This window comes from Anoxybacillus sp. UARK-01 (assembly GCF_002075365.1).
Classification (GTDB): Bacteria; Bacillota; Bacilli; order Bacillales; family Anoxybacillaceae; genus Anoxybacteroides; species Anoxybacteroides rupiense.
This window is the reverse complement of sequence record NZ_NASY01000034.1, coordinates 1-3,950: the sequence shown is the minus strand read 5'-3', so window position 1 is coordinate 3,950 and position 3,950 is coordinate 1. Positions and strand designations below refer to the sequence as shown.

Below are 3,950 nucleotides of genomic sequence, written 5' to 3'. Positions count from 1 at the left end.
GCTGTCATCTAAACAATGGTAATATAAAATTTTGATATTTGGTAAATGAAATCTCATGGAGGTTATAAATGGAAACAAAATATATAAAAGATACTCCAATGTTACTTTTATTTGGAATGCTTTATATTATTATTTTCGGCTTATGGTTAATAAAAAGGGCAAATTCATACAAGGCTTCTCAAAAAAGCAAATACTACTTGTTTTTAGATAATCCTAGTTTAATTGCTGGAGTAGTTATAGGAATTGTGTTACTATTTATTGCTTTTTTTCTTTAATATCTAAAAATCGGGCTGTGTTTAGGGTGTAACCCTTATTCCCTTTTGTAATTTGTTAAATATTTTAAAATAATTACAAGTAGGGAGCCATAATTCATGGCTCTCTACTTAAAAAAGAAACAGATAATCGATTTTTGTATCTGAAAATCTAAGCAAAATTAACAAAATAGCTTAGAACCTTTGACCGCTAAATAAAACTGAACAGAATTCGATTGATTAAATTGAACAGTTTTTTACCAGTTAGAAACGTGCACTTTACATGGAGTGACGTACATGATAGCCTCGTTTCATGTGGCTGATTCTTGTTGTTGCTCGCTTTTTAGGAAATATCTTGTATGTAGAGGCTCCATGTCAAGTGATCGAGATTAATATAGGAATTAAAGGAAATTATTCACTCTTATTTAACGAAAAAGGATATAAAAAATAAACTTATTCAATTAACCGATCATTCTAACAACGAAGTGCGGATGTATGCTATAGAACAATTAGGATTTTTCTCAGGTGATGAAGTAGGAGAGGTTATAGTTCCTAAATTAACCGATCCAAATCTGTTAGTTCGGGTTACTGCTGCAGAAGTACTAGGTTTAATTGAATATAAAGAAGCCATCCCATATCTTTGTCGATCCCTAGATGATAAGCATGAACTTGTCCGCGCATATACTGCAGAAGTACTTGGAAAATTAGGAGATAAGGGCATCATTTCGTTACTGAAAGAAAAATTAAATAGAGAGAGGCGAAATCGGGCACGTCTTGGATTTTACTTAGGATTATATCATTTAGATGAGATAGAGTATTTGAATGACATTATAAAAATGTTAAATTGTAAATCCTATAGGGTGCGATGTGCTGTCGCAAACAGTCTTGTAGAGATCGCCGATATGAATAATTTTACAAAGATCAAAGAGTGTTTGAGAAAAGCATTGTCAAAGGAAAAAACAACGGCTGTTCAGTCATCTCTGTATGGAGCGCTCACAGAATTGGATGAGATTTTTGTAGAAAAGAATATAGATTAATGAGTGGTGCTAGATAAACTCTAATAATTATAAAAATCATAATCAATAATGGTGTCAAGATGTATTGATATGTTTGAGAAGCATAATAATGGAAAAAGGATGTTCCAATCGTTTGTCTGAGCATCCTTTTATTTAGGATAGGCTAGGGCGGATATAACTATTGACGGCTCGGACTTAATCTGCATTACCAACGACAACGGCCAAACCGTATGGGTGTTTACGTGGGCGAATGGCAAGCCAAACACGGTCACAAACCAAAACGGTAACACGTCCTACTATGTGACGAACTACCGCGGCGATGTGGTTCGCATTATTGATGAGAACGGTGCGACGGTCGCGAATTATAGCTACGACCCATGGGGCAAAGTGTTGTCAGTTTCGGAAAATGCGGCCGTGGCTGGACAACCGCTAGGATATGCAGGATACTATTATGATAGAGAAACGAAGCTGTACTACTTGCAAGCGCGGTATTACGATCCGGAGACGGCGAGGTTTCTTTCGAGAGATCCAGATCCGGGAGATTTAGATAATCCACTTTCACAAAATGCGTATATTTACACAGAAAATAATCCAGTTATGTACACTGATCCCAATGGTTATAGTAATAAATGGTATGATTTGGGGCAAGGCTGGAAGGCAAGAATTGATAGTGCGAAAGGCAGTACTCAAAAACATGCACACCTTTATGGACCAAAAGGCCAGCATTATTCTCAAAATGCAGACGGCTCTATTCACGATAAGCATAAAAATAGTAGTGGTGAGCCACCTAAATGGGTTAAAAAGGCGTTAAAGCAAAAAACAAAATGGGACTGGGATGCAAACGCTAAAAAATATGAAAAAAAACAAAAAGAAAAAAAACAAAGGATGCTGCCAAAAAAGCAGCAAAAGTTGGTGCAGCAGCTGGTGCAGGGTATATTGTATATAGAGGAGTAAGGATGGCGCCTTCTCTATTGCCACCATTATGGCCGACTTTGCCAGCCAACTTGGTTATACCATAAAAATTACATCAGCAAGGAGGAATATGTGGTGAAATATTACACTTTTGAGCTCTGGGGCGATCAATCCCCGGAGGCAGAGAAGCAATGGCTAAGGAATGATAAAGCCTATTATGAGAGGGTAAAATTTTTAAAAAAAAGAATATCTGATGAAGCGTATAAAATTCTCGTTGAAAAAGGATTTCATGACTATACTCTTAACGAATTGAAAGTGATTCAAGAAGGATATGATTTTAGAAAATGGAAAATAAAAGTTGAAATGGTCGTTACCAATGAAATAGAGACATGGAAAATAAAAGTTGAAAATGTAAAAAAAATATTTATTAATCATAATGGTACATCTGATGATACAGGATTTGATGATTGGGGATATGAGGAACTTCTTGATGTAGATGAAAGTACTTTGTCTTTTGAAATATTATTTGCCTCAGGTTCAACCATATTGTTGCATTTTCCTAATAATAATATTTTTGTAAAACAAATAAAGTAGTGCTATCTAGTCTAATTAGCTTTAGTGGGCCTAATCATTAACTAATCGCTAGGCAACTTGCTAGATTAAAAGATAGCTGCTTTGCAATCATATGAAATTGCCTTAAGAGAGCACATTTGCTCCTTCTTAAGGCTTTTTTTATAAATTTAAAGAAGAAATTGGATATATACATACAATGCAGAGAGCCAGATTGAAACGTATAATTGTAAATTAGCCCATTATTTTAGGCTGATTTTTTCAAATAATCGTGACGCAGGAAGATTAACGAGTTAGCATGTTGTCGGTATAGAAGATGCGTTGGATCTTCGCTATACATACGATGTGGATGGAAATATTGTAACGTGCTTTGATGGTGCAGATTCATATACGTACGATTTCGCCAACCGTTTGAAGTCATGGACGTATCAAGGCAATACGGTTCAATACGACTATGACGCGTCCGGGAACTTGAAAAATCCGCACGGCAAGACGTTGACGTTTAATGCGGCCAATGAAATCGAAGGGTTCACATATGATGACGCCGGCAATCTTCTCGAGGACGACCGCTACCAATACACATGGGACGGAGAAGGACGCCTGCTTTCAGTCAAAGACGTAAACGGCAACACGGTCGCCAGCTTCACGTATCGCCCAGATGGACTGAGAGAAACGAAAACGGTGAATGGCGTGACGTACCATTATCACTATGACGGTTCGGACTTAATCCGCATTACGAACGACAACGGCCAAACCGTATGGGCGTTTACATGGGCGAATGGCAAGCCAAACACGGTGACGAGTGGGAATGGCGATACATTCTACTACGTCACGAACTACCGCGGCGATGTCGTCGGCATTGTCGATGAAAACGGCACGACGGTCGCGAATTATAGCTATGATCCATGGGGAAAAGTGCTTTCGGTTTCGGAAAATGCGGCCGTGACTGGACAGCCGATAGGGTATGCAGGATATTATTATGATAGGGAAACGAAGCTGTACTACTTGCAAGCGCGGTATTATGATCCGGAGACGGCGAGGTTTATCTCAAGAGATCCAGATCCGGGAGACAAAGACGATCCGATCACTCAAAATGCGTATACGTATGCGAATGACAATCCGGTGATGCTGGTGGATCCGGATGGGAAGTTTGCTATTTCTATTGATAGAATAAAATATGCATTAAAGTACGGCTTAAAAG

Annotated in this window: 4 protein-coding genes and 1 pseudogene; all 5 read left to right on the top strand. The window is 38.1% G+C overall.

Features of this window, described 5'->3' with window-relative positions:
- Positions 1 to 68: 68 nt before the first annotated feature.
- Positions 69 to 275, top strand: coding sequence for a hypothetical protein (locus B6A27_RS07300; RefSeq protein WP_080861017.1), 207 nt, complete (start codon positions 69 to 71; stop codon positions 273 to 275).
- 467 nt (positions 276 to 742) lie between these two features.
- The gene (locus B6A27_RS07295; RefSeq protein WP_236631811.1) at positions 743 to 1,288 is read left to right on the top strand and encodes a HEAT repeat domain-containing protein; all 546 of its coding nucleotides are present in this window, start codon (positions 743 to 745) and stop codon (positions 1,286 to 1,288) included.
- Between the two features lie 153 nt (positions 1,289 to 1,441).
- Positions 1,442 to 2,286 (top strand): annotated as a pseudogene (locus B6A27_RS07290) (RHS repeat-associated core domain-containing protein).
- 25 nt (positions 2,287 to 2,311) lie between these two features.
- Complete coding sequence (locus B6A27_RS07280) at positions 2,312 to 2,773, top strand: hypothetical protein (RefSeq protein WP_139788090.1); 462 nt, start codon at positions 2,312 to 2,314, stop codon at positions 2,771 to 2,773.
- A gap of 297 nt (positions 2,774 to 3,070) precedes the next feature.
- A partial coding sequence (locus tag B6A27_RS07275; RefSeq protein WP_139788089.1) for an RHS repeat-associated core domain-containing protein occupies positions 3,071 to 3,950 on the top strand: 880 nt, incomplete at its 3' end.

What these genes read in the sequence shown, in the direction of transcription:
- B6A27_RS07300 (WP_080861017.1), top strand. Translation starts at nt 69, where the DNA reads ATGGAAACAAAATATATAAAAGATACTCCAATGTTACTTTTATTTGGA.
- B6A27_RS07295 (WP_236631811.1), top strand. Translation starts at nt 743, where the DNA reads ATGTATGCTATAGAACAATTAGGATTTTTCTCAGGTGATGAAGTAGGA.